Source organism: Mesorhizobium sp. IMUNJ 23232, assembly GCF_044326205.1.
Lineage (GTDB): Bacteria > Pseudomonadota > Alphaproteobacteria > Rhizobiales > Rhizobiaceae > Kumtagia.
Genome location: NZ_JBIRCY010000026.1, coordinates 46,928 through 71,033, shown reverse-complemented (window position 1 = coordinate 71,033; position 24,106 = coordinate 46,928). Strand labels below are relative to the sequence as shown.

21 protein-coding genes are annotated in these 24,106 nt (G+C 64.3%); 10 read left to right on the top strand and 11 right to left on the bottom strand.

All coding sequences use genetic code 11. From position 1 onward, the window contains the following. Positions 1 to 24: 24 nt before the first annotated feature. Together ACH196_RS19275 and ACH196_RS19270 are read right to left on the bottom strand one after the other, a co-directional pair. Positions 25 to 1,083: a D-TA family PLP-dependent enzyme gene (locus ACH196_RS19275; protein WP_396648541.1), complete on the bottom strand. Its 1,059-nt coding sequence runs from the start codon at positions 1,081 to 1,083 to the stop codon at positions 25 to 27. Between the two features lie 37 nt (positions 1,084 to 1,120). Next, the gene (locus tag ACH196_RS19270; protein ID WP_396648540.1) at positions 1,121 to 1,876 is read right to left on the bottom strand and encodes an SDR family NAD(P)-dependent oxidoreductase; all 756 of its coding nucleotides are present in this window, start codon (positions 1,874 to 1,876) and stop codon (positions 1,121 to 1,123) included. 306 nt (positions 1,877 to 2,182) lie between these two features. Between ACH196_RS19270 and ACH196_RS19265 the strand changes: the two genes are divergently transcribed. From ACH196_RS19265 to ACH196_RS19255, 3 genes are all read left to right on the top strand, one after another. Next, positions 2,183 to 2,548: a RidA family protein gene (locus ACH196_RS19265; protein WP_396648539.1), complete on the top strand. Its 366-nt coding sequence runs from the start codon at positions 2,183 to 2,185 to the stop codon at positions 2,546 to 2,548. Positions 2,549 to 2,629: 81 nt separating this feature from the next. Further along, positions 2,630 to 3,856, top strand: a complete 1,227-nt coding sequence (locus tag ACH196_RS19260; protein WP_396648538.1) for an amidohydrolase/deacetylase family metallohydrolase — start codon at positions 2,630 to 2,632, stop codon at positions 3,854 to 3,856. Positions 3,857 to 3,863: 7 nt separating this feature from the next. Next, positions 3,864 to 4,631: an SDR family oxidoreductase gene (locus ACH196_RS19255; protein ID WP_396648537.1), complete on the top strand. Its 768-nt coding sequence runs from the start codon at positions 3,864 to 3,866 to the stop codon at positions 4,629 to 4,631. Between the two features lie 14 nt (positions 4,632 to 4,645). On the opposite strand, the gene ACH196_RS19250 is transcribed toward ACH196_RS19255, so the two are convergent. Further along, positions 4,646 to 5,593: a MurR/RpiR family transcriptional regulator gene (locus ACH196_RS19250; protein ID WP_396648536.1), complete on the bottom strand. Its 948-nt coding sequence runs from the start codon at positions 5,591 to 5,593 to the stop codon at positions 4,646 to 4,648. Positions 5,594 to 5,838: 245 nt separating this feature from the next. On the opposite strand from ACH196_RS19250, the gene ACH196_RS19245 reads away from it, so the two are divergent. From ACH196_RS19245 to ACH196_RS19220, 6 genes are all read left to right on the top strand, one after another. Next, a complete protein-coding gene (locus ACH196_RS19245) occupies positions 5,839 to 6,666 on the top strand; it encodes an ABC transporter ATP-binding protein (RefSeq protein ID WP_396648535.1) in 828 nt (275 codons plus the stop codon). After that, positions 6,663 to 7,511 (top strand): ABC transporter permease, encoded by an 849-nt coding sequence (locus tag ACH196_RS19240; RefSeq protein ID WP_396648534.1) that lies wholly within the window; start codon positions 6,663 to 6,665, stop codon positions 7,509 to 7,511. Before ACH196_RS19245 ends, ACH196_RS19240 begins: the two co-directional genes overlap by 4 nt. A 68-nt stretch (positions 7,512 to 7,579) precedes the next feature. Then, a complete protein-coding gene (locus ACH196_RS19235) occupies positions 7,580 to 8,728 on the top strand; it encodes an ABC transporter substrate-binding protein (protein ID WP_396648533.1) in 1,149 nt (382 codons plus the stop codon). Between the two features lie 168 nt (positions 8,729 to 8,896). Then, a complete protein-coding gene (locus ACH196_RS19230; protein WP_396648532.1) occupies positions 8,897 to 9,982 on the top strand; it encodes a Gfo/Idh/MocA family protein in 1,086 nt (361 codons plus the stop codon). 156 nt (positions 9,983 to 10,138) lie between these two features. Further along, positions 10,139 to 11,674 (top strand): CHAD domain-containing protein, encoded by a 1,536-nt coding sequence (locus tag ACH196_RS19225; protein ID WP_396648531.1) that lies wholly within the window; start codon positions 10,139 to 10,141, stop codon positions 11,672 to 11,674. Between the two features lie 119 nt (positions 11,675 to 11,793). Beyond that, positions 11,794 to 12,759, top strand: a complete 966-nt coding sequence (locus ACH196_RS19220) for an alpha/beta hydrolase family protein (RefSeq protein ID WP_396648530.1) — start codon at positions 11,794 to 11,796, stop codon at positions 12,757 to 12,759. Between the two features lie 227 nt (positions 12,760 to 12,986). Here the strand turns inward: ACH196_RS19220 and ACH196_RS19215 are convergent, their stop codons facing one another. Further along, the gene (locus tag ACH196_RS19215) at positions 12,987 to 14,006 is read right to left on the bottom strand and encodes a permease (protein WP_396648529.1); all 1,020 of its coding nucleotides are present in this window, start codon (positions 14,004 to 14,006) and stop codon (positions 12,987 to 12,989) included. 71 nt (positions 14,007 to 14,077) lie between these two features. On the opposite strand from ACH196_RS19215, the gene ACH196_RS19210 reads away from it, so the two are divergent. Further along, positions 14,078 to 14,962: a LysR substrate-binding domain-containing protein gene (locus tag ACH196_RS19210; protein WP_396648528.1), complete on the top strand. Its 885-nt coding sequence runs from the start codon at positions 14,078 to 14,080 to the stop codon at positions 14,960 to 14,962. Between the two features lie 102 nt (positions 14,963 to 15,064). Here the strand turns inward: ACH196_RS19210 and ACH196_RS19205 are convergent, their stop codons facing one another. From ACH196_RS19205 to ACH196_RS19175, 7 genes are all read right to left on the bottom strand, one after another. Then, on the bottom strand, positions 15,065 to 16,147 hold the full coding sequence (locus tag ACH196_RS19205) for an ABC transporter ATP-binding protein (RefSeq protein ID WP_396648527.1): 1,083 nt from the start codon (positions 16,145 to 16,147) through the stop codon (positions 15,065 to 15,067). Between the two features lie 9 nt (positions 16,148 to 16,156). Then, complete coding sequence (locus ACH196_RS19200; RefSeq protein WP_396648526.1) at positions 16,157 to 17,209, bottom strand: carbohydrate ABC transporter permease; 1,053 nt, start codon at positions 17,207 to 17,209, stop codon at positions 16,157 to 16,159. Next, entirely contained in the window at positions 17,206 to 18,243 is a 1,038-nt protein-coding gene (locus ACH196_RS19195; protein ID WP_396648525.1) for a carbohydrate ABC transporter permease, read from the bottom strand. The genes ACH196_RS19200 and ACH196_RS19195 overlap by 4 nt, the downstream gene beginning before the upstream one ends. A gap of 16 nt (positions 18,244 to 18,259) precedes the next feature. Continuing rightward, positions 18,260 to 19,528, bottom strand: a complete 1,269-nt coding sequence (locus ACH196_RS19190) for an ABC transporter substrate-binding protein (protein ID WP_396648524.1) — start codon at positions 19,526 to 19,528, stop codon at positions 18,260 to 18,262. A gap of 87 nt (positions 19,529 to 19,615) precedes the next feature. Next, positions 19,616 to 22,150, bottom strand: coding sequence for a hypothetical protein (locus tag ACH196_RS19185; protein ID WP_396648523.1), 2,535 nt, complete (start codon positions 22,148 to 22,150; stop codon positions 19,616 to 19,618). Further along, the gene (gene kduI, locus ACH196_RS19180) at positions 22,147 to 22,983 is read right to left on the bottom strand and encodes a 5-dehydro-4-deoxy-D-glucuronate isomerase (RefSeq protein ID WP_396648522.1); all 837 of its coding nucleotides are present in this window, start codon (positions 22,981 to 22,983) and stop codon (positions 22,147 to 22,149) included. The genes ACH196_RS19185 and kduI overlap by 4 nt, the downstream gene beginning before the upstream one ends. Continuing rightward, positions 22,980 to 24,080, bottom strand: a complete 1,101-nt coding sequence (locus ACH196_RS19175; protein WP_396648521.1) for a glycoside hydrolase family 105 protein — start codon at positions 24,078 to 24,080, stop codon at positions 22,980 to 22,982. Before ACH196_RS19175 ends, kduI begins: the two co-directional genes overlap by 4 nt. Positions 24,081 to 24,106: the final 26 nt, after the last annotated feature.

Here is a 24,106-nt window from a genome sequence, read left to right as displayed (position 1 = left end):
CTCCGTCTCGAAGCGGTAGTCGTTTCAGCTCAGTTTGCCGCGTGCCGCCACCGGCAGTAGCTCCACGACTTCGCCGTCCTCGACGAGATGGACCACGTCGAACAGGTTGGATACCACGCAGACATGGTTCGGGATGACGCGCACCTTGTCGCCGATCGTTGGCTTCTTGGCCGAGCGTGACAGGTCGACGATGCCGTGCTCCTCGTTGAGCATGGTGATGACCGCGTCCGGATATTCGACGATGTGGCCGTGTCCCGGCGCCGGCGACAGGTCGGCCGCAAGCGATTTCGAACCGGTGTCGAGGATGGCGCGATCGGTCGTCGGGCGGCTCACCACCGTCGCCAGCACGGTCAGCGCGCAATTCTCCAGCGTGCCGTGACCGAACGCCACCTGCATGCGGTCAGAATAGATGTAGGTGCCGGGGCGCAGTTCGGTGGCCGCGTCGACGCCCTGCGGCGCATAAAAATCCGGCGAGTTGCCGACCGACACGCGTTCGACCACGATGCCCTCCGCTTCGAACAGCGCCAGCGCGTCACGGAGCCAAGTGTCGACCTCGGAAACCTTCTGGCGCGGCGGATAGGTCATCAGCCCACCGAAGTGCAAGCCGGGATACGAGGCGATGCGTTTTGCCAGCGCCACCGCGTCGACCGCCGATTGGACGCCGCAGCGGCCGCCACCGGTGTCGCATTCGATCAGCACGGAGAGCGGATGCGCGTCATCAGTGAAGCTAGCGCCATAGCCGTCGACCGTCTCGGCACTGTCGGCGGTAACCGACAGGGTGATGCGTTCGTGCAGCGCCTTCAGCCGCTCCAGCTTCGCTGTGCCGATGATGTTGTAAGGAATAAAAATGTCGCCGATGCCGGCATCGGCCATGACTTCTGCCTCGCCAATCTTCTGGCAGGTGATGCCGATGGCGCCGAGCTCAAGCTGGCGCTTGGCGAACAGCGGCAGCTTGTGCGTCTTGATGTGCGGGCGGAGTTTCTTGCCCTGCCGGTCGGCATGGTCCTGGGCTCGGCGCAGATTGGCCTCGACGATGCGACGGTCGATCACCACCGCCGGCGTATCCAGATCCTCGACGCGCATCAATGGTCTCCTGGCTGTCGCTTGTACTCGAAGGCTCTTAGGCGATTTCGTTGAGGAAGGGCAGGTTGCTGGCGAGCAGGCCAGCATCGACGTTGAGCGACACCCCGGTGATGCCGCTCGCCGCCGGTGATGCCAGGAACACGGCGGCGCGAGCCACTTCGACGGGCTCGACCAGCCTGCCCAGCGGATAGAGCCGGCTGACCGCACCAAGAATTTCCGGCTTCTCGGCGATGCGGTGTTCCCAGGCGCCGGTGCGGATCGAGCCGGGCACGATGGCGTTGGCGCGCACACCGTTGCCGCCTTCCTCGGTGGCGATGGCGCGCATCCAGGCGAGCAGCCCGGCCTTGGCCGCCGCATAGGCGGGATTGCCGAAATGGGCGAGCGCGTTGACGGAAGAGACGAACACGAATGCGCTGCCACCCGGCTGGTTGCGCATCGACGGCAACAGCGCCTGCGACAGAAGTGCCGCGCTGCGGAAATTCAGGTTCATCTCGCGGTCGAGCGCCTCGGTGGTCACAGCGGCCAGCGTCTCGGCGCGCGTCCATCCGGCGTTGGAGATCACAGCCGCCGGCGGCGTGCCGCTGGTGGCGCGCGCAGCAAATGCGGCCACTGCCGCGTCGTCGAGCAGGTCGAAATGGTGCGCCTCGGCGATGCCCTCGGCCGAAAGGTCCATGCCCTCGACGTCGCAAGCGATGACGCGGGCGTTGCAGGCGGCCAGCACCTGGACCAGCGCCTTGCCGAGGCCGCCGCCGGCGCCGGTGACGATCACGCTGCGTCCGCCGAAATCGATCATTTTCCTCCCCTCGGACACCGGACCCTCACCTCACCGGAGGGTCGGAACCACCTTGGCCAGGCAGGATGCTCAGCGTTTTGTAATAAAGCAACATGGATACCCAAAAAAATGTTGCTTTCCAACAAATCCTGCATGACGATTATTCAAGGTGGCTGTAGATGGCCGGCCGCCCGAGTCGGGTTTTCCATGCAAGCCATTCGAACCAAAGGACAATCAGCTTCGTACATGGCGCATCGCCGCCACTTCCATGAACGCCTGGAAGGCGCTACGGACTGGATCCACTAAACTTGCCCAGAGGAGGCAGCCTTGCCAAAACAGTGTTTCGGAACCTCTCATGTGCCGCTGTCGCCGGCAGTGCGGGCCGGCGATTTCGTGTTTGTGTCCGGCCAGGTCCCGGTCGGCGCCGATGGCATCGTCGTCAAGGGCGGCATCACCGAGCAGACCGAACAGGTGCTGCAGAACGTCAAGGCGGCGCTGGCGCTGGCCGGCTGCAGCATGGAGGACGTGGTCAAGACCACGGTGTGGCTGGAGGATGCCCGCGATTTCGGCGCGTTCAACGCGGTTTATGCAAAACATTTTCCGAAGGAACCGCCGGCACGCACTACCGCCGAATCCCGGCTGATGATCGACATCAAGATCGAGGTGGAAGCGATCGCCTACAAGCCGGTTTGAGTTTTCCGGCAGTCCCGTCCCGCCTTGCGCAAGCGTGCCACTGCGAGGCAGGCAACAGAATGAACGTGGAGGACGTCGTCCATGCAGTTTGATCTCCTCCTGAAGGGCGGGCGGGTCATCGACCCGGCGTCGGGCCTCGACGCGCCGCGCGACGTGGCGGTCTCCGAGGGCCGCATCGCCTCGATCGAGGCCGGCATTCCCGCCGACCGGGCCGCGAAAGTGGTCGACGCCACGGGTGCCATGGTGACGCCGGGCCTCATCGACCTGCACAGCCACGTCTACTGGGGTGGCACTTCGCTGGGCGTCGACGCCGACCTGCTCGCCGCCCGCAGCGCCACCACGACTTTCATTGACGCCGGCAGCGCCGGTGCCGGCAATTTCCTCGGCTTCCGCCGCCACGTCATGGAACGGTCGAAGGCCCGCATCCTCGCCTATGTGAACATCTCCTTTGCAGGCATCTTCGGCTTCTCGAAGAACGTCATGGTCGGCGAATGCAGCGATCTCCGGCTGTGCGATCCGCGCGAACTTGTCGGCTGCGTGGCGGAGCACCGCGATGTGGTGGTCGGGGTTAAGGTGCGGGCGGGAAAACACGCCAGCGGCACCAGCGGCATCGCGCCAGTCGATCTCGCCGTGGAGGCCGCCGACCAGGCAGGTCTGCCGCTGATGGCGCATATAGATGAGCCGCCGCCGGGCCGCTCGGAAGTGCTGCCGCGCCTGCGCAAGGGCGATGTGCTCACCCACTGTTTCCGACCGTTTCCCAACGCCCCGGTCTTCGCCTCCGGCGCGATCAGGCCCGATATGCATCTGGCCCGCGAGCGCGGCGTCATCTTCGACATCGGCCACGGCATGGGCTCCTTCGATTTCGAGGTGGCGCGGACCATGCTCAAGGAGGGTCTTGGGCCGGACGTGATCAGCAGCGACGTGCACCTGCTCAGCATTGACGGCCCCGCCTTCGACATGCTCGTCTGCATGTCGAAGATGATGGCGCTCGGCATGCCGTTTCTGGATGTGCTGAAGGCGTCGACGGTACGCCCGGCCGAAGCGATTGCCCGTCCCGACCTTGGCCGGCTGGCAGTCGGCGGGCCGGCCGACATCGCGATACTCGGCGAGCGGGAGGGGCCGGTCAACTTTTTCGATTCCAATGGCGCGGAGTTGGTTGCGGAGCGCGAATTGATCTCGCACGGTATCGTCATCGGCGGGGCATGGTGGCCGAACGAGCACAAGGATATACCGCGTGCATATACGCCGTCGGGGCGCCAGACGCATGCCGACCTCGCCCGCCGGCATTTTGGCAGATGCAGTTGCTGAGGGAAAAATGCCGAATTCCATGTTCGATCTTACCGGCCGCACGGCCCTGATCACTGGCTCGACGCGCGGCCTCGGCCGTGCTTTCGCCGAAGGGCTTGGGGTGGCCGGGGCAAAAGTAATCCTCAACGGCACCGATGCGGCGCGCGTGGCCGCCGCCGTCGACGAGATGCGTGCGCTTGGCCATCAGGCGGATGGCATCGCCTTCGACGTGCGCGACGAAGCTGCGATCCTCGCCACCTTCGAGCGCTTCGACGCGGACGGCGTCGCCATCGACATCCTGGTCAACAATGCCGGCATCCAGTGGCGCAAGCCGATGGTCGACCTGCCGACCGCCGAATGGCAGCGGGTCATCGACATCAACCTGACCAGCGCCTTCGTCATCGGCCGCGAGGCGGGAAAACGCATGGTGGCGCGTGGGCGTGGCAAGATCATCAACATCTGTTCGACGACCAGCCTGCTGGCCCGCGCCACCATATCGCCCTATGCCACCAGCAAGGGCGGCCTTAAGATGCTGACACAGCAGATGGCGGCCGAATGGGCGGGAAGCGGCGTGCAGGCCAATGGAATAGCGCCCGGCTACATAATCACCGAGATGAACGACGCGCTGGTCAACAACCCGGATTTCGACGCGTGGGTCAAGGCCCGCACGCCATCGAAGCGCTGGGGCCTGCCGGAGGAAATCGTCGGCACGGTCGTCTATCTCGCCTCGCCGGCGTCGGACTATGTCAACGGCCAGCTCATTTCGGTCGACGGCGGCATGACCGCGGTGGTTTGAGGGTAGTTCCCCCCTCAATCCCCGAGCGGCTCCATCTCCTTGCCGGCCCGATAAGTCTGGATGTTGTATTTGATGCGCCGCAGCGTCTCGCGCGCCGGGCCGTCGATCTTGTAACCGGTCGCTACCGCCAACAGGTCTATCGCCGCCAGGAAGGCGAAGCGCGAAGCCGTCGGCTTCAGCGTGTCTGGATATTCGGGAACCGCCACCGTCAGCCTGACGTCGCAGGCGCGTGCAAGATCGGTGTCGGGTGCGGTGATGCAGACGGCGTTGGCACGATAATGGCGGGCAAGTTCCACCGCCTCCACCACTTCGCGGGTTCGGCCGGTGGCCGATATGGCGATCACCAAGTCGCCTGGCTTCAGCGTCGAGGCGGTCATGCGCATCACATAGGGGTCGTTGTGGGCGCTCACCGTCACGCCGTAGCGGAACAGCCGGTATTGCGTCTCCTGCGCCAGCGCCGAGGAACTGCCGCCGAGGCCGAATACAGCCACCTGCCGCGCCTTGGCGATCAGTTCGGCCGCCTTCTGCAACTGCGCCGGGTCGATCTGGCGTTCGGCCTCCTGCAGCGCCAGCCGCGCCTCGCCGAACACCGCGTTCCAGAACGGCATGCCGTTGTCGCCCCCGGCGGGCGGCGGTGGCTTGCTCAGATAAAGCGCGTCGACGACCAGGCTCTGCGCCAGCTTCAGCTTGAAATCGCGCACGCCCTCGCAGCCGATAGCGCGGCAGAAACGGGTCACCGTCGGCTCGCTCACCTGCGCCCGCTCCGCCAGGGCGGCGTTGGAAGCGTCGATGGCGAAACGCACGTCGTCGAGCACCACGTCCGCTACCCGGCGCTCGGCTGGCCGGAGCTCGCCATAAGAATCCTTCACCAGCGAGATGATGTCGGGAATGCGCTTTGCGTGCTCATGCGCCTCGGCGGCGTCCTCGCCACCTAGCCAAGCCTCGCCGACAGCTTCCGTCATGGAGATGCATCCGTTCCTTCGCCCGGTTGATGCGCGTATCGTGAGCTACCGGGCCGGCAAAGTATGTAGGAAAGCAACATCATTGGCAACGGCTCATAAAAATAAATAAAAACAACATGATGATAAAAACGGCGTGCCGACTTTCAACCAAGTGGTTGCGAGCGCTTGACAGAAAAGTAGGATAGTTACAGACTGATTTTCGCGTACGGATGATATGGGGATCATCGCGCGGACTCCGAGGGCGCATGAACGCTGGCCATGCCATAAAGCCGAAGCTTGGTGTGCGCGCCGCAACCAAGGTCTATCACACGGCCTCCGGCGACCTTCTGGCGCTTGACCGTTGTGAACTCGACGTCCGCGCCAACGAGATCGTCTCCATCGTCGGCCCTTCCGGTTGCGGCAAGACCACGCTGCTGTGGTCGATGTCCGGCCTGCACAAGCTCTCGGCCGGCGAGATCACGCTGGACGGTCAGATCATCACCGGGCCGCATCCGGATATCGGTATCGTTTTTCAGGAGGCTAACCTCCTGCCGTGGCGCAATCTCGACGCCAACATCAATTTCCCCTTCGAGATCAAGGGGAGCAAGCCTGACAAACAGTGGGTGCAGCATCTGCTGCGCCGCGTCGGGCTGGAAGGTTTTGGCAGCAAATTCCCGCGCGAGCTTTCCGGGGGCATGCAGCAGCGCGCGGCGATCGTCCGAGCGCTGTCGCTGAAACCGTCGGTGCTGTTGATGGACGAGCCGTTCGGCGCGCTCGACAGTTTTACGCGCGAGGAAATGAACCGGCTGGTCGAGGAGATCTGGCTCGATGCGCCGACCACCATCGTCTTCATCACCCATTCGATCGAGGAAGCGATTTTCCTGTCCGACCGCGTCGTGGTGCTGACGCCGCGTCCCGGGCGCGTCGCCAAGGAATATCCGGTGCCGTTCCCGCGGCCGCGCTCCTTGGAGATCATGGCGACGAAGGAGGTGTTCGACCTCACCAACGCCATCAAGATGGACATTGTCGGCGGGCGTGTCGGCGCCAAAGCGAAACCGGCGCTGACCGTCGTCAATGGAGGGGCGCCGAGATGAGCCAGAGCGACGCCATTCCCGAATTCCAGAAGTCCAAGACGGGCGAGGGCGGAGATGTCAGCCTCACCAACCTGTCGGCCTTCTCCAGCGGCCCGGGCATAAGGTCCGCCACCGACATTCTGGCAATCGTCGCGGTCGCGGTCGTCATCATCGGCGGCGCCGAGTTTGCGCTTCGCTGGTTCGAGGTGCCGCAATATATCATGCCGCCGCCAAGCCTGATCGCCTGGGCGCTGTTCGACGAGTTCCCGCTGATCGCGCCGCATCTCGGCTACACGCTGGTCGAGTTGTTCTCGGGCTTCGCCATCGGCTCGATCATCGGGCTGATCCTGGCGGCGGTGGTCACCCAGTTTCCCTTCGCCGAAAAGATCGTCGCGCCCTACATCCTCCTGCTCGTCACCACGCCGATGCTGGCGCTGGTGCCGCTGCTCATCCTGCGCTTCGGCTTCGGCTACACGCCGCGCATCATCGCCGTGGCGCTTGCGGCCGGGCCGATGGTGATGATCAATGCCGCGACCGGTTTCCGCCGTGTCGACAGCGCTAAGATTGCGCTGGCGCGCTCCTACGGCGCCTCGACCTTGCAGATATTCTGGAAGATCCGCGCGCCGATGGCTCTGCCGATGATCCTGGTCGGGTTGATGATTGGCGCCATCTTCGGCCTGCTGACGGCCGTCGGCGCCGAAATGGTGGGCGGCGGTTTTGGGCTCGGCAACCGGCTCACGAGTTACTCGTCGATGATCCAGATGCCGCAATTCTTCGCCGTGGTGCTGCTGCTGTCGATCCTCGGCATCCTGATCTACGTGCTCTTCTTCTTCATCGGGAAGAAGTGGGCAAGCTGGGAGGCGTAAAAGAGCGAAAGCCACGCGCCGGCCGGCCGACGACAAGAACGAAAACATCAAACAATGGGAGACTGACAATGACGATCTTCAACACGGGCATGACCCGCCGCACTTTCCTGCAGGTGACCGGCGTCGGCGTGGTGACCGCCACCGCGCTCGGCGGTTCGGCGCTGCGGGCCAACGCCGCGGCCTATGAAAAATTCACCTGGATCTCGCCGCGCGGCACGCTGGAAGTGCTGGACGATTATCCCTACTGGGCGGCGAAGAAGATGGGCTACTTCGGCGATTTGCCGACCGACATGCAGCCCGGCCCATCGGACGGCACCGCGACCGTGAAGTTTGTCGACGTTGGTCAGGCCGACATGGGTTTCCCGTCTCCGGGTATCTTTTCCTTCGCGCTGCAGAACGGCATGAAGCTGAAGAGCGTGTTCCACATGGGCGCCCGCGACACTTTTTCCATCGCCTTCCGCAAGGGCGAGGGGATGGCCGACCTGAAGGGGCTCGAAGGCAAGACGATGCTGCTCGGTTCGGCGGCCTGGCAGGCCATCACCGACCCGATGCTCGCCGCCCAGGGCGTCGACGTCACCAAGGTCAAATACGTCGAGGCGGGCTGGCCGACCTGGGGCACGGCGCTGGCCGGCGGCCAGGGCGACGCGGCGCTCTCCTGGGAGGGCCTGCGCGCCGAGTGGATCGCGACCGGCCTGAAATTCGACTACTGGCTGGGCGTGCAGAAATCAAAACTGCCGGCCAACACTTTTGTCGTGCGCGCCGCTGATCTGGAAGACCCGGACAAGAAGGCCTTCCTCGAACAATATCTGCGCGGCTGGGCGATGGGGCTGGAATTCGGCCACCAGAATCCGCGTGCCGCGGTCGAGGCCGTGTTCGAGCAGTTCCCGGCCTTCGCCAAGAACACCGGGCCGGAACTCGGCACCACGTCGCTGCTGCAGCAGGACAACGTCTTCCGCGGCGACATGGACAAGCGCGGCGGCTGGGGCTGGCACGACATGTCGAGCTGGCAGAGCTTCTTCGACCTGACGCTGAAGCTCGGCCAGATCAAGGAGGCGGTGAAGGCCGAGGACGTCTGCACCAACGACCTGATCAAGGGCGCCAACGATTTCGACCACGCCAAGGTCAAGGCCGACGCGGATGCCTACAAACTGACCGATGCGTTCGCGGCGATCGACGTCGAGAACGTTCGGGCGCATATGTTCGACGACGCGGTGTAAATACACCGCCTTTTGGCCCCCTCATCCGGCCCTTCGGGGCACCTTCTCCCCGTTGGGGAGAAGAGCACGGCGGCGCGGACGGAGATACCCTCTCCCCTCGGGGAGAGGGTGGCGAGCGAAGCGAGCCGGGTGAGGGGGCTTTGAAACTCAGTCATTCGGGAGGGCATCATGCCGGACAAAGTCAAAATCCTCGTCGTTGGCCTCGGCAATATGGGCGCGTCCCATGCCAGCGCCTATCACCGCAATCCGGGGTTCGAGATCGTCGGCCTGATGAGCCGCTCGATCAAATCGAAGAAGATCCCGGACGAGCTGAAAGGCTATCCGCTCTACGAGGACTACGACCAGGCGCTGAAGGAGGCGAAGCCCGACGCGGTATCGATCAATTCCTGGCCGAACACCCATGCCGAATATGCGCTGAAGGCGTTCGAGGCTGGCTGCCATGTCTTCATGGAAAAGCCGATCGCCACCAACATCGAAGACGCCGAAAAGGTGGTCGCCGCCGCCCGCGCTGCGAACAAGAAGCTTGTGCTGGGCTACATCCTTCGCGTCCACCCGTCCTGGATCAAATTCATCGAGATGGGCAGGACGCTCGGCAAGCCGCTGGTGATGCGGCTCAACCTCAACCAGCAGTCCTCCGGTCCGGCCTGGCACTGGCACAAGAACCTGATCGATTCGCTGATCCCGATCGTCGACTGCGGCGTGCATTATGTCGACGTGATGTGCCAGTTGACCGGCGCCAAGCCGGTGCGCGTCCACGGCATCGGCGCGAAACTCTGGGCCGAGGCCGACAAGGACAATTACGGCCACCTGCATGTCACCTTCGACGACGGCTCGGTCGGCTGGTACGAGGCCGGCTGGGGCCCGATGATGAGCGAGGTCGCGTTCTTCGTGAAGGACGTGGTCGGCCCGAAGGGCGCGGTGTCGATCGTCGCCAACCAGGGCGGCAGCGTGACCGAAACGGAGAAGCTCTCCGACTCCGCCGACATCGACAAGCACACCAAGACCGACGCGATCAAGATCCACCACGCCGCCGTCGACAAGGACAAGAACTGGTCGAAGCCGGACGAGATTTTTTCCATGACCGACGAGCCCGGCCACCAGGAACTCTGCGACCGCGAGCAGGCGTTCTTCCTGAAGGCGATCCAGGAGGATCTGGATCTGTCCGAATCCATGGACGCGGCGGTCAACTCGCTGCGCATCGTGCTGGCGGCCGAGCAGAGCATCGCCGAGAAGAAGGCGATCGAACTGGCGTAGGGGCCACGCGGCGCGCTCTCGATCCGGGGGCGCTGCTGCCGTCGGCGGCAGTGTCCTTGCGTCATGCCTTTATGACAGTGAATCGTTGCCGGGCACGCTTGCCGTTGCATGTCCGGATGCGGTACCGATTTCGCAAAACCGACACAAAACCGTCACATGAGCGAAATCGAGCTGAAACTCATCCTGGACGAGGCGACCGCGAAGGCGCTTTGGGGTCGTGCCAGGGCGCTGAAGCTGGCAAGCAGTATCCCGCGCACGAAAACGCTGAGAAGCATCTATCTCGACACGCCCGAACACGCGCTTAAGAAGGCCGGCATGTCCCTGCGGCTGCGCCGCGACGGGCGGCGCTGGATCCAGACGGTCAAGACAGGGCGCGAGATGCATGGCGGCCTCTCCCAGGCCGGCGAGATCGAGAATCTCGCGCCGGGCGGGCGGATCAACATCGAGGCCATCCCCGACGAGACGGTCCGGCAGCAAGTCGCGCAGCGCGTCAATGGCGGGCCGCTCGCCCCCGTCTGCGAGACGGTGATCCGCCGCGCCGCCGGCGAAGTTTGCCTGAAAGACGGCACCCGGGCGGAACTGGCGGTCGACGTCGGCGATATTCTTTGCGAGGGCCGCTCGGCTGGGCTGCGCGAGGCCGAGATCGAGTTGATCGAAGGCAACCCCGCCGGCCTGTTCGACATAGCCAAGACGCTGTTTCCGGAAGGCGGCCTGAAGTTCTCGCGCCTGTACAAGGCAGCGCGCGGCTATCTGCTGGCGGAGAAGGGTTTCATTGACCCGCCGCTCAAACCGAGAAACGCCAAGGCGGTCGCGGCCGATCCCATGCAGATCGCCGAGCAGACGGCGCGTGACATCCTGCGCGAGTGCCTCGACCAGATCGCGATCAACATCACGGCGACCTGCGAACTGGACGACCCGGAAGGGCCGCATCAGTTGCGCGTCGGTCTGCGTCGGCTGCGCAGCGTCTTTGCCGTCTATCGTCAGGTGCTGGACAGCCCGGAAATGCGGCGGTTGGGCGAAGAGGCGCGCTGGCTTGGCCAGGAGGTCGGCGGCCTGCGCGACCTCGACGTGGTGGGGCAGGACATCGTGCGCCGCGAAGCCGGCAGCCACCTCGACGAAACGGGCCTCACCGATCTTGCCGACCGGCTCGCCGTCCAGGCGGGGGAGCGGCGGCTTCGCCTGCGCAAGCTGTTGATCGAGCCGCGTGTCCAGTGTTTCCTGCTCGATCTCGCCCGTTTCGTCGAGACGCGCGGCTGGCTCGTGCCGGAGGATTTCACCCAGACCGAGCGCCTCGCCATGCCGGTGTCGCACTTGGCGGAGGCGGCGCTGGCGAAATGCTGGAAAAAGGTGTGCAAGCGGGCACGCCACCTGGAGACGCTCACCGTGGAGGAGCGGCACGAATTCCGCAAGATGCTGAAGCGGCTGCGCTACGCAGTCGAATTCTTCGCGTCCCTCTATGCCTCCAGGCGCGTGGAGCCTTTCCTGAAACGGCTGAAAAAGCTCCAGGAAGTGTTCGGCAATCTGAACGATGCGGCAACGGTCAAGGCGCTGCTTTCCCGCTCCGATCTGGCGGCCGATGCCCGCTCGGTCGGCTGGATGGTCGGCGCCACCCAGGCCCGCGCCGAATTTGGCTGGGCCGGCGCCAAGTCGCTGTGGCGGAGCCTTGAAGAGACACGCCCTTTCTGGAGGTGAAAGCTGGTCCTCCAGTTGCGCGCCAGGCACGTCCAAACGCATCATTGAGATGGATGGCCGGCGGCGATCGAAACCCTTCGCCGTTCCATTCCGCCGCTTGCTCGTTGCCGGAGTGCGCCATGGCCCTGACCGAAACCCTCCACCGCCTGTTCGAAATCGGCCAGCATCCGCTCAGCTTCACCGGCAGCGCGACGCGTCAGGATGAAGGCTTCGCCATCGAAACCCTCACCTTCGCCACGGCCGACGGCGAGAAGGTGCGCGGCATCCTCACGCGGCCTTCGGCTGTTCCGGTACCCCCACCCCCAACCCCTCCCCACAAGGGGGAGGGGGATGTGGTGGCCAATGCGCAGACACGAGACCGCCCGCTGCCGGCCATCCTGTACATCCACGCCCATGGCGACCGCTACGACATCGGCGCCTCGGAACTGCTGGATGGCCGCCCGGCGCTGCAATCGCCGCTCGGCCCGGTTTTTGCGCGCGCCGGCTATGTGACGCTGGCGATTGACCTGCCGTGCTTCGGCGAGCGTTCCGCGAGCAAGGAGCAGGCGACGGCGAAGGCGCTGCTGTGGCGGGGCCGGTCGCTTGCCGGCAAAATGCTGCGCGAGCTTTCCTCGGCGCTGGACTATCTAGCGGCGCGGCCGGATGTCGATCCAGCCCGCATCGGCGTTTTCGGCATCTCGATGGGCGCCACCTTCGGCTACTGGCTGGCGGCGGTGGAGCCGCAGCTTGCCTGCGTCATGCATCTCTGCTGCTTCGCCGATTTCGGAAAACTGATCGAGACCGGCGCGCATGACCGGCACGGCATCTACCTGACCATCCCCGGCCTGCTCGAAGTCGCCGGCAATGGCGAGATCGCCGGGCTGATCGCGCCGCGCCCGCAACTGGTCTGCATCGGCGACCGCGACCCGCTCACCCCGCCGCACGCCTTCGAGCCGGCCTTCGCGCAGCTATCCGCTGCTTATGACAAGGCGGGCGCGCTCGAAAAACTGATGCTGCACCGGGAGGCCGAGACAGGGCATCAGGAAAGTGCGGAAATGCGGGAGCGGGTGCTGAGCTTTGCTGCCACTCACCTGCAACGGTGTTGATGTCCGGGAAATCTCACCGCTGCACTGCACCCCGACCGGCAGGCGCCAACCGGTTTGCTTTGTGGTGGAAGCCGGGGAATAGACCGCCAATAACAGCTTCTGATCCTTTGTGGGCCCTGTCTATAAGATGATGGTCGAAGCTGGATAGCCCCTGTTTGTTGTGGACTGCATCGCAGGCGCAATGTTCGCCACAGCGGGCGTCATGGCGAATTCCGATGAGATTTCCTTCACGGCAGCAATATCCAAATCGTATCGAAAGCGTAACCAATTGCCAGTGAACCGATCACGGCCAGTGCCACAAACAGAGCAATGGTCGACGGCCTGAGGACCAAAGCCACAGCCAAGACGCCCCAAATGCTGACCGCGCCGCCTGAAACGAGGAGCGCCATTGCCGCACCGGGTGACATGCCAAGATCGAGTAGCCCTCGAACCAAGGGCAGTGCCGCAAGACCGTCGAGATACATCGGTGCACCGATCAGCACCGCGAGCGGGATAGCGTAGGGTGAATCCTCGCCGACATAGGCCGTAAGGAGATGAGACGGGAGAAAGTCGCGCAGCAGGAACTCAGCCGAAAAAGCAAACAGCAAACAAATTGCGACGATCTTTGTTGTGGAAATCAGATTTTCTCCAAACGCACGCATGCGAGCCGGCTCTCGCCAGATTTGGAAAGAGAAGTCCGTTGGCGTGCATGTGCCGCACTGCCCGCTATCCATAAACCGGTGTGGCCGCAACGGGCTCTGTACCATCTGAGTGTGCGCGAGGAGAGTCGTTACCGCGCCGGAAAAGACTCCGAGGGCAAAGGCTGCAAGCATCTTTCCGATGGCGAATCCTGGGCCGAGCAGCGCCCACGTCGCGATGAGCATTGTCGGACCGGTAACAGGCGAGGAAAGCCAAAATGCCATAATGGGCGCGAGCGGAACGCCAGATGCAAGAAATCCAGTCGTAAGCGGCAGCACCGTTACGCCGCATACAGGTGTCACAGTGCCGATTCCCGATGCGATAACAACAGTTGCGATAGGACGACCCTTAAACCAGTGTGCCGTAATGGTCGCCGCTCCGCTGGCCGCGACCCATGCCGAAATGATCAGCCCGATCGCAATCATCAGCGCCACATCCATGAAGCTCTGCAAGACGAAATGAAGCGTCTCCTGTGCCCGTTGCGGCCACATGAGGGCGATAACGACTGTCAGGACAGCAGCCGTCGTCCACATGATCGGCTTTTGCACGTTCGGAAGCGCAATGCTCATAATTATCATCCTTTGAGAGCATTCTACGGCCAGCACTTCCATTGAAGAAACGAATAGAATAAATATCCGATATGAGCCAAGACGATATCTTGCTGCCCCAGCTTGACAGCGACCTGCTGCGCAGCTTCCTGGCCGTTGCCAAGGCCGGCAGCGTCAGTGGCGGCGCGGCGCGTCTCCTGCGAACGCAATCCGCCATCAGCCTCCAAGTGCAAAAGCTCGAAGAAATCGTGGCGCAACAACTGTTCGATCGACATGGCCGCGGCGTTTCCCTGACGGCACGCGGCGAGCAATTGCTGCCGATCGCGCGTCAGGTCGTTGAAGCCCTCGATCAGGCGGTCATCGCCATGCGAGCGCCGGATGCCAAAGCCGAAATCCGTTTCGGCATACCCGAAGAATACAGCGATACTCTGCTTCCGGCGATCCTAGCTAATTTCTCGCAAGAGCAGCCCAGCGCTCGCATCCTCTTGCGTTGCGGCTCAAGTGTCGCGTTTCCGTCCGCGCTCGCGGCTGACGAACTGGATATCGCGCTGCATGCTCCCGAAAATGTCGCGGCTGACGATATCGTTGTTCACCGTGAAGCCGCCATTTGGGCGGGGTCAGCTTTCCATGAGGTCGAGCACCGCCGTCCGTTGCCTGTGGCGTTGTTTGATCGGGCGTGTTGGTGGCGGGAACGCTGCCTCGATCTGCTGAAAAAAGCCGACCTGGACTACGAGATCGTCTGCACCAGCGAAAGCGTCGCCGGCATTCGGGCGGCCATCTCGGCGGGGTTCGCTGTCGGCGTCCTGCCGAAATGCACGATCACCGGTGGGGTCAGGCAGTTGCCGGATACAACCCTTCCACAACTTGGGGAAACGGCGCTTGTTCTAACGTGTTCGCCCGCTACGCCACCTCGCCTTGCGGATAGCCTCACCGCGATGGTCACAAAGACGCTTCGAGCGCTCGAACCGCCAGCATAGCCGGAAGGTCTGCTTGCGCCCGTTGAGGACGCTGCAAGTAGCGAGAACAGTCATGACGGTTTCCGATCGTGGCCAGAACTCAACCGATGCACTCTCCGATCATCAATTCACCCGCTTCCCATCCTCACCAAAAACATGCGCCTGCGCCATGTCGGGCCTGAGCGTCAGCCTGTCGCCGACCGCGACCCTGTGCTGCCCCTCCAGCACGACCAACAGGCGCTGGCCGCCTTCCATCAACGTATGTACCACGGTTTCCGAGCCCAGCGCTTCCACCAGCGTGACCTGAGCCGGAATGCCCCGGGAACCAGCGTCCGCCGGTTTCAGATGCTGGGGGCGGATGCCGAGCGTGACGTCCGCCTCGGCCGATGCCGGCGACGTTCCGGCCGGCAGGGCCAGCGCGGGGCCGCCCGCGATTTTCAGCGTTCCGTTCCCGTCCGCACCCGGCTCCAGTCGCGCCGGCAGAAAATTCATGCGTGGCGCGCCGATGAAACCCGCCACGAACAAATTGGCCGGCCGGTTGTAGAGGTCGAGCGGCGTGCCGACCTGCTCGATGCGGCCGTCGCGCAGGACCACGATGCGGTGCGCCAGTGTCATCGCCTCGACCTGGTCGTGGGTGACGTAGACCATCGTCGCCTTCAGCCGCGCATGCAGCGCCGCGATCTCGGCGCGCGTCGAAATGCGCAACTCGGCGTCGAGATTGCTAAGCGGCTCGTCGAGCAGGAAGGCGGTCGGGTTGCGCACGATCGCCCGGCCGATCGCTACGCGCTGTCGCTGGCCGCCGGAAAGCTGGCCGGGCCGCCGCTCCAGAAGTTTTCCGATCTCCAGCATGCGGGCGGCTTCCGCAATACGCTGATCGATCTCGGCGCGGGGCATCTTTGCGTTCTCGAGGCCGAAGGCAAGATTCTGGCGCACGCTCATATGCGGGTAGAGCGCGTAGGACTGGAACACCATCGCCAGCCCCCGGTCGGCGGCCGGCACGTCGTTGACCCTTTTGCCGTCGATGCGGATCTCGCCGCTGGTCGGCCGGTCGAGCCCGGCGATCTGCCGCAGCAGCGTCGATTTCCCGCAGCCGGACGGGCCGACGAAGACGATCAGCTCGCCGTCGACAATATCGAGGTCGATCTCCTTCAGCACCTTCACCGCGCCGTAGGATTTCGACAGCTTTTCGACCGTGATCCTGCTCACGACAATCCCCTATTTCAGGCCGGTGCCGGCGATGCCGGTGGTGATGAAGCGCTGCAGGAAGATGAACACCAGCACCACCGGGATCATCGTCACCACCGTCATGGCGAGGATGAAGTGCCATTGCACGTTGAGCTCGCCCGAGTAGATGTTGAGCCCGACCTGCAAGGTATAAAGCTCCTTGCGCGACAGCACGATCAGCGGCCACAGAAAATCGTTCCAGCGCCACATCACCGAAAAGATGCCGAGCACGGCGAGCGCGGGCGCCGCCAGCGGCAGCACGATGCGCCAATAGATCTGCCACTCCGACGCCTTGTCCATGCGCGCCGCGTCGATCAGCTCGTCGGGAATGGTGAGCATGTATTGCCGAAGCAGGAAGACGCCGGTCGGCGTCGCCACGGTGGGCAGGATGACGCCCCACAGATTGTTGGTGAGCCCGAGCGCGCTGACGATCGAATAGAGCGGCACCATGATGACGCCGAGCGGCACCATCAGCGTCGCCAGGATCAGCATCATGATCGTCGACTGGCCGCGGAATCTGTATTTCGACAGCGCGAAGGCGGCCATTGAGTTGACAATCAGCGTGATCAGCGTCGCCATGGTCGTGACGAAGACCGAGTTCCAGAGATATCGCAGGAAATCGAAGTGGATGAACGGCTCGGTATAGTTGGAGATCGCGAATTCGATCGTCTCCAGCGGTTTTCGCTGGGAAATCGGCACCTTGATGATCTCCGCCGGCGCGGCCGGATCGACCATCTGCGCCACCGTACCGATGCGCCGCACCTCGGCCAGCGTTTTCGTGCTGCCGTCCTCCATCGTCACGGTAAACAGCGGCAGCGGCTTTTCATAACCCTCGACAACAGTCTGTTGGGTCACATAGGGCAGCAGTGAGGGCGGGAAGGCGGCGAGTGCTGCCGGCGTCTTGAACGACGACAGCGCCAGCCACAGCGCCGGGCCGAACATCAGGATCAGTCCGCCTATAAGCCAGGCCCAGGTGACGACGTCCGTCCAGTGCCACCCCTTGCCGCCGCGCCGGCGCAACAGGAATTCGGCGACGGCGCTCATCGCTGCCCCCGCTTTTCGCTTTTACGCGACACGCCGAGCTGGACCAGCGTCAGCACGACCAGCACGATGCCCATCAGGATCGAGGCGGCCGCCGCCAGTCCGGGATTGCGCAGTTGCGAGGCGAACCCCGTCTCGAAAATGTACTGGATAAGATACATGGTCGACGTGCCCGGCCCGCCGCCGGTCAGCACATAGACCTCGTCGAACACCTGCACCGCGCGGATCAGCGCCAGCACCAGCACGACCAGCAGGTTCGGCATCAGCAGCGGCAAGGTGATGCGCCAGAAGACGCGGGTGGGCCTGGTGCCGTCCATTTCGGCGGCTTCGTAGATGTCCTTGGGGATCGCCTGCAGGCCGGCGAGCAGGATCAGCGCGTAGAAGCCGACATGCGCCCAGATCGACACGCCGACGGCCGCCGCGAAGGCCCAGAAGCGATCGCTCAGCCAGCTATGCGGATCGGCGCCGGCGGTCTCGTAGAGCAGCAGGTTGAGCAGGCCCTGCCGCTGCAAAATCCAGCGCCAGATCAGGCCGACCACCACCGGCGACAGCAGGACGGGGAAGAAAAAGACGGCGCGCCAAAAACCGCGCGCCCTGAGGTCGCGGTTGAGCACCAGCGCGGTCACCAGCGCCACGATAAGCAGCATCGGCACCTGCACGGCCAGGAACCAGCCGGTGTTGCGCACCGCGACCCAGAACCGGTCCTCGGCGCAGGTGCCGGGGTCCAGAAAACTGCCACAGGTCAGCAGCCGCTGATATTGTTCCGCGCCGACATAGGACCGGTCGGCGAGGAAGATCGCCGTGCCGCCGCTCATCGAATAGACGAAATTGATGACCAGCGGCAAAAGCACGAAGATGGTGAAGATCGCCATGTTCGGCAGCAGGAAGAAACCCGCCATGCCGGTCAGCCCCGTCGCCTTCTGCCAGGCGCGCAGCGGCGCGTCGATCAAACGCATGAGCAGCCTCACCGGCGCGAACAACGCGCCGGTGAGGCCGGGCGATGGCGCCGGGTGGGGGGAGGACTCTTGGGCGGCCATCGCCTTCCCTGAAGGCCTACTTGGCCTGTTTGACCTTGTCGGCGACGTCCTGGTCGATGCGCTGGTAGGCCTCGTCCAGGGACAATTCACCGGCCACCGCCTGGCTGACGCGGCCGACCAGCGCGCTGTAATAGGCGTCCGACCATTTCCAGCCCGGCATCTTCAGCGCCGCCGGCGCGGTTGTCGAAGAGGCCGCGACGAAGGCGTTGAGCGCGGCCTTCACCTGCGGATTGTCCGACTTGAAGTCGAGCCCGCCGGCGATCACCGCCTCGTTGGCCGGCAGGAACAGCGTGCGCTCGGCGAACTCTTTTGCCACCGGCTCGCTCGCCAGGAAATCCATTACCTTGCCGACATCCTCAGGGTTCTTGGTATATTTAACCGCCACCAGGCCGGCGCCGCCGGGCATGCCGCTGCAGGCCGCCGGTCCGCAGGGACTTCCCGTCGCTACCCAGTCGAAGGCGTCGCCGATCTTGGTCGCAAAATTCGGAATCTGCCACGAGCCGGAATAATAATAGACGAGCTGGGCGTTGATGAAATCCTCCGCCGCGGCGCGGTAGGTGGTGCCGGCGGCCGACACCCAGACGTCCTTGTTGGCGATGCCGCCATTGTTCCAGCCGACGAATTTGGCGATGAAATCCTTGGCGCCCTGGTCGAGCGGCGCCGGCATGCCGTCGGCGGCGACATAGTTGGCGCCGAAGGAGATGTTGGGCGCGCTGATGCGGTGGCCGGAGCGGTCGAGCGCCAGCGGGTAGGGCACCTGCTGGCTTTCCGCCACCTTCTTCGCCGCCGCCGCCCAGTCGTCCCAGCTTGCCTTGGCGTCCGGCAGCGGCACGCCGGCCTGGTCGAACAGCGTCTTGTTGGCAAAGCCGCCGGTCAGCGTGATCTGCGTCATGAACCCGCTGATCTGGCTGGAGCCGTCCGGCCGCATCCAGTCGGCCTGCTCGCCGTAATTGTCCTGCCAGTATTTCGGGTCCTTGATGTAGGGTGTGAGATCCAGCCAGTGTTTTGACTGCACCTTGAGGTCGGTAACACGCACGATGTCCGGCCCGCCGCCGGCCTCGAGCTGCACCGGAAGCTGCTCGCGGATGTTGGAATAGGAGACGTTGTCGATCGTCACCTTGATGTCGGGGTTGTCCTTCATGAACCGGTCGATCAGGTCCTGAAGCACCTCGCCCTCGACGCCGTCCGAATACCACATGATGCGCACGTCGCCGGCGAGCGCGGCGGTGGTCGACAGCAACCCGACGCTCAGGGTCGCCAGCAGCATTTTCTTGGCCTTGGTCATCACATTCCTCCCAGGATGAACGGTCTTCCGTCCGGTTGTTTTCCCACGCTCTTGCCGCAGCCGTCCTCCCCGCGGCGGTTGTCAAATCTACATCCGGTGCACCACCAGCGGCCCGTCGGGCAGGCGGATCGCCTCGCCTCGCACCGTCCAAATTGCCGGATCAAGCGTGCGGCCCTCGGCCTCCATGCGCCCGTCGCCATGGAAAATCACCGCGCCGTATTCCGGGTCTATGACACGCAGCGAGCCGCCGCCGATATCCTCGATCTCCATTGCGCCGTAGCGCGCCAGGAACTCATCGTCCTCGCCGTCCGTGTTGAGGACGCCCAGCCGCACGATCCAGTCGGTGCGGCGGCCGGGCAGCCGCAACTCGTTGTTGGCGGTCGGGCCTTCAGCGACCAGCTCGAACGGCACACTGCCTTTGAGCAGGGCCAGCCCGGTCCGGTTCCGCGCCAGGGCGATGCGCCCGTCGATCCGTGTGGCGTCAAACGCTATTCGTGGAAACCAGCAATGCGTGAAATCCGGCTGTTCCGCGGCGCAGGCAAACAGCATCACCGCCAAGCCGCGATATTGATGCACGCGCGGCAAGGTGCCAGACCCGCCCCAGTAGGACGGCCGCCCATAACCGGAATGGATCGTCTCGCCGGGATGGTTGATCCAGATCTGCGCGTCGGGATTCTCGCCCAGCCGCAAGTGGAGCACCGTTTCCTGGTAGCCCCACTCGTTCCAGCGGTAATGCGCCGCCGTGCCCATCGCGTAGTCGCTGGTCTTGTAGTGATAGAGCTTTGCGATGCGGTCCTGGCCCTGGGCAAAACACCATTCCTGCGCGTCGGCGCGGTTGTACGCGGCGATCGCCTGCAATTCCACCGGCAGGTCCAGCCCATGGTCGCGCAGGCAGAGCGCCAGTTGCGGCAGCGCGTGGAATCGCCGCCCGTAATAGCCTGCCCCCCACAGCATGCGGGCGATACCGGACAGTTCCAGCGAAGAGGCGGCGCGCAAAGTGTGCTCGTAGGAGCGGCCCTGTGCGCCCGTCAGCACGCCGTGATGGGCGGAGCGGGCGACGATCTCCAGCAGCCGGACGATCGCCGCGCTTGCCCGCTCGCGCACGTCGGCGTCAGGCGCCAGCGCCATCAGCGCGGTCAAGCCCTTGAGATCGATCGGGAAATAAGGCGCCGAGTTGAACTCCGCCATCTCCCATTTCTCGAAATGGTCCAGCCAGGCGCGCACGCGTTCGAGGCCGACCTTCGACTGCTCGGTCCCGGTGCGGCCCGACCGCACGAAGCGGGCGTCGGGCAGGATCGCGCCGCCGAGATAAGCGGCGGTGTGGAAGAGCAGCGCGTGGTTTTCCGAAAAGTACCACTGAACGTCGTTGCCGGGCTCGTCCATCCAGTAGCGGTAGCCGAGGATTGCGCCGTCGATGCGGGCAAGCACGTCCAGCGCGATGCCGTCCGAAAAAGCTTTGCGGCACCACAGCAGCGGCACGAGGATGAAATCGGCGCAGTCGTGGCAATCCTCGATCGCCGGCAGCATGTCGAGGATCATGCGGTCGGTCTCGGCTCCGGCGCGTCCCAACGCAAGCCGCGCCAGCGCCCGCACAGTGTCTGCTTCGGCATGCTCCGAGACTTCGTCGAGCGCTTCCACGATGCGTGCGTCGAGCGCCATGGGTGCCCGCCTGCCTTGCCGTTCCGCGTGGCATATCTCGACGCCGAACACTCTGGCCGCGGTAAACCCGCCGACATCCAGCGTCACCTCGAAATGCCGGAAGTCCGCCGGCAGGTCCTCGGTTTCGGCCAGGGGCAGCCTTGCCGCGCCGGCTTCGAGACGGGTCCGCAGCGTCAGGCTTTCGGACGACATGAAGTCGCCGGCGATCTTGACCGAAACATCGGCCGCCGCCGGCAAAGGTGCGCCTGTCAGGAGCGCTACGCTTCCGGCCTTGTAGACCGGTTTCTCGAAATGCATGTTGTCAAGTGCGGCCTCGACGGCGGCTGCAATCCGGCCGTCCACCGGAACCGGCAGAGCCTGTGAGACCTCAGGACCGCCGACATAGTCGAGCTGGAAGAAATAGCGGGCGTCGCGCTCTGCGAGGTCGTCGAACCAGATTTTCAGCTCGTTCTCGCCGGGGGCAAGCTCGATCTCGAACTCGCGCTTGGCTTCCAGATTGCGGACGTAGTCCGCCATCCATCCGATTTCCTTGCCATTGACGAACAGGATCGCCCCGCCGCAGGTGCCGAGTTTCAGTGTTGCCTTGCCGGCGCTGTCTGCGACCAGCACGGTGCGCGCCCAGGTGCCAAGCGTCGTTGGCCGGAACCAGAAACCCGACAGGTCGATCCGTGGCGCGCCAAAGGGCAGCCAGTTGCGCACCGGCGCGAATTCGCCCGTCGGCTCGGGCCGCTTGCCGCGCCGTTCCTGGCCGAAGATCGTCCGGCAGGGATATTCGTGCGGGATGAAATTCTTGTGCTTGGTCAGGAAGAAGAACGGGTCCATCTCGCCCTGCATGGGCTGGTCCGGAACGTCGTAGCGCTGTTCGACGGTCTCGCCGAGCTGCCAGTAGGTGACCGGTGCGCCAGCCGGCAGCGGCCGGCGCAGGAAGAGATCGTGCTTCGTGCCCAATTCCGCGCTGCTCATCTCAGGCTCGCAACAGATACGGGGTCGACATCGCCATAGGCCTGGTTCTCGCCGGTCATGCCCCAGACAAAGGCATAGGGACCGGTGCCGGCGCCCATGTGGATCGACCAGGCCGGCGACAAGACTGCATCGCCATTGGCGACCATCAGATGACGCGTCCGCTCCGGCCGTCCCATCAGATGGACGACGCGGTCCTCGGCGGCGAGGTCGAAATACAGATACGCCTCCATGCGCCGCTCATGCAGGTGCGGCGGCATGGTGTTCCAGATGCTGCCGGGCGCCAGATCGGTGATGCCCATCAGCAGCAGGCAGGAGGGCGCGACCTGCGGATGGATGTACATGCGCAAGGTGCGCTTGTTGGCGCGCCGCTCCTCGCCGAGTTCCAGCGGCTTTGCCTCGGTTTTCGTGACCAGCCGGTGCGGGATGTCCGCCCCCGCCGGCACGGAGTTCATGTAGAACCATGCCGGATTTTTCGGATCGTCGCTGGCGAGCGTGATTTCCCGCCCACCGCGCCCGACATAAAGCACGTCGCGGTTCTCCAGCCGGAATTTTTGCCCGTCGACGGTCACTGAACCTGCGCCGCCGAGATTGGCGATACCCATCTCGCGCGCCGACAGGAAATGTTCGGTGCCGATTTCCCCACCGTCGCCGAAACCGAGCGGCGCATCGGTCGGACAGGCACCGCCCAAAATCATGCGGTCGACATGGGTGTAGACGAAGTTCAACTCGCCGGGACGGAACAGTCCCTCGACCAAAAATTCGGCGCGCAGCCGGTCGGTGTCGTAGGCCGCGATGTCGCCCGGTCCGGCTCCATAGAGGTGGCGCATGGTCATGCCGCTGCCTCCAGTCCGGGCACATGGCGCAGGCCCTCGACCAGGCAGAGCATCGCCAGCGCCTGGCCGTAGCCGGTCGGGCGGATCGGTATGTCGCGGTAGAATTGCAGATCGTGGCCCATGCGGGTGCCGTAGGACACGTTGGCGACGGTGCCGTTGGCGTCGATGCTGTTCATCACCGCGGCCAGCGCCTTCAAGCCCGCCTCGCGGCAGCCGTCGGGGCCGATGCCCAGCCGCGACGCTTTCAGCAGCCCGTAGCCGAAGCCGGCGGTCGCCGAAATCTCCTCATAGGAGGTCTCGTCGTCCAGCAAGGTGCGCCATGCGCCGGACGGCGCCTGCAGCCGCAGCAGGGTCTCGATCTGGCTTTCGAGGATGGAGAGCAGGAAATCGCGAACGGACGGCGTGATATGCGCCAGTTCCATCAGGTCGAGTATGCCGACGGTTATCCAGGCATTGCCGCGCGCCCAGCGCGCCTCGGCGAAATTATGCGCGCCGTCGAAGGTCCAGCCGTGGAACCACAGTCCGGTCTCGCGGTCCGCCAGATAATGCGCGTGGACGAGGAACTGCTTTTCCGCCTCCTCCACCAGTTCGGTGCGCCCCGACGTCTTGCCGTAGCTGGCGAGGAAAAGCGCCGCCATGAACAGCGTGTCGTCCCAAAGCTCATGATCGTTGATCTTGTCCGACACGTCATGCTGGAAGCCGCCGCCAAAAGTGCGCGGCGCCTCGGCCACCAGCCGGTTGGCCCAGCGGTCGAGCACCGGCGTCCAGCGCGGGTCGCGCGTCTCGTTCCAAAGCACCGAAAGCGCCAGCATCGGCGCGGTGGTGTTGATGTTGAGCGGCGGCAGGCCGTGGTCGATGTGGCGCTGGTACCAGTCCTCGATGGTGCGGCGGAGTGCCGCGTCGCCGTTGAACTGCCAGAGCCGCACCAGCCCGTAGAGGCCGACGCCCTGCGGCCATTCCCAGGCATCGAAGCTGATATAGTCGCCCGGCGTGCCGTCGAGATTGGGCTCGTGAAAGCGGCCGTCGTGCCGCAGCTCCGTGATGCCCGCAACCAGAAGGTCGAGGCATTGGCGCAAAATTTCGCCGGCGGCTGGCAACAAGCTTCCTCCCAAAAATCTTGCTT

Bases quoted from the DNA above. Each gene is read 5' to 3' on its own strand.
- ACH196_RS19275 (WP_396648541.1), bottom strand. From the start codon at position 1,083: ATGCGCGTCGAGGATCTGGATACGCCGGCGGTGGTGATCGACCGTCGC.
- ACH196_RS19270 (WP_396648540.1), bottom strand. From the start codon at position 1,876: ATGATCGATTTCGGCGGACGCAGCGTGATCGTCACCGGCGCCGGCGGC.
- ACH196_RS19260 (WP_396648538.1), top strand. From the start codon at position 2,630: ATGCAGTTTGATCTCCTCCTGAAGGGCGGGCGGGTCATCGACCCGGCG.
- ACH196_RS19255 (WP_396648537.1), top strand. From the start codon at position 3,864: ATGCCGAATTCCATGTTCGATCTTACCGGCCGCACGGCCCTGATCACT.
- ACH196_RS19250 (WP_396648536.1), bottom strand. From the start codon at position 5,593: ATGACGGAAGCTGTCGGCGAGGCTTGGCTAGGTGGCGAGGACGCCGCC.
- ACH196_RS19245 (WP_396648535.1), top strand. From the start codon at position 5,839: ATGAACGCTGGCCATGCCATAAAGCCGAAGCTTGGTGTGCGCGCCGCA.
- ACH196_RS19240 (WP_396648534.1), top strand. From the start codon at position 6,663: ATGAGCCAGAGCGACGCCATTCCCGAATTCCAGAAGTCCAAGACGGGC.
- ACH196_RS19235 (WP_396648533.1), top strand. From the start codon at position 7,580: ATGACGATCTTCAACACGGGCATGACCCGCCGCACTTTCCTGCAGGTG.
- ACH196_RS19230 (WP_396648532.1), top strand. From the start codon at position 8,897: ATGCCGGACAAAGTCAAAATCCTCGTCGTTGGCCTCGGCAATATGGGC.
- ACH196_RS19225 (WP_396648531.1), top strand. From the start codon at position 10,139: ATGAGCGAAATCGAGCTGAAACTCATCCTGGACGAGGCGACCGCGAAG.
- ACH196_RS19220 (WP_396648530.1), top strand. From the start codon at position 11,794: ATGGCCCTGACCGAAACCCTCCACCGCCTGTTCGAAATCGGCCAGCAT.
- ACH196_RS19215 (WP_396648529.1), bottom strand. From the start codon at position 14,006: ATGAGCATTGCGCTTCCGAACGTGCAAAAGCCGATCATGTGGACGACG.
- ACH196_RS19210 (WP_396648528.1), top strand. From the start codon at position 14,078: ATGAGCCAAGACGATATCTTGCTGCCCCAGCTTGACAGCGACCTGCTG.
- ACH196_RS19200 (WP_396648526.1), bottom strand. From the start codon at position 17,209: ATGAGCGCCGTCGCCGAATTCCTGTTGCGCCGGCGCGGCGGCAAGGGG.
- ACH196_RS19195 (WP_396648525.1), bottom strand. From the start codon at position 18,243: ATGGCCGCCCAAGAGTCCTCCCCCCACCCGGCGCCATCGCCCGGCCTC.
- ACH196_RS19190 (WP_396648524.1), bottom strand. From the start codon at position 19,528: ATGACCAAGGCCAAGAAAATGCTGCTGGCGACCCTGAGCGTCGGGTTG.
- ACH196_RS19185 (WP_396648523.1), bottom strand. From the start codon at position 22,150: ATGAGCAGCGCGGAATTGGGCACGAAGCACGATCTCTTCCTGCGCCGG.
- kduI (WP_396648522.1), bottom strand. From the start codon at position 22,983: ATGACCATGCGCCACCTCTATGGAGCCGGACCGGGCGACATCGCGGCC.